The sequence below is a fragment of the Pseudomonas sp. EA_65y_Pfl1_P113 genome (genome assembly GCF_963970525.1).
Classification (GTDB): domain Bacteria; phylum Pseudomonadota; class Gammaproteobacteria; order Pseudomonadales; family Pseudomonadaceae; genus Aquipseudomonas; species Aquipseudomonas tritici.
On sequence record NZ_CAXAQM010000638.1, the window covers coordinates 1 to 440 of the forward strand.

1 pseudogene is annotated in these 440 nt (G+C 63.2%); it reads right to left on the reverse strand.

The window, feature by feature from the left end:
* Window positions 1-440: pseudogene (locus tag AACY52_RS31495) on the reverse strand (integrase); the annotation flags it as partial.

Sequence of the window (440 nt, forward strand, 5' to 3'; positions counted from 1 at the left end):
CGGATCGTCTCATCGGTCGCGCCGCGGTGTTGCTTGAGCCATGCCAGATATGCCGCCATGTGCGGGTCGTCATCCGACACCAGTTCGACTGAAGGGATGACACCGCGGTCGCGCAAGAACTCGACGAAGTGCCGAGCGCCTCGCCGCCGCCGCTTCGCGCCCGAGGCAACAAGCTTGCCTCGCTTGCGCCAGACCGGACATCGACAATCATGCGCGCCGTACTGGTCGATGATCGTGTCATCGATATCGGCCCATTGTCGTCGCGCAATGCGAAGCCAGGCCGCGAAATGCTCGGCCTCGGATCGATAGGACTGGGCCGGTCCTTGCGCGAGTTGCAAGCGATCGATCCCATCGAAATAGTCGGCGAGGTGCCGTGGCAGATCGTCGATCCCGTCGTCGACACCGACGTAGCCTTGATCCTCCAGGAAGCGGACGAAGCG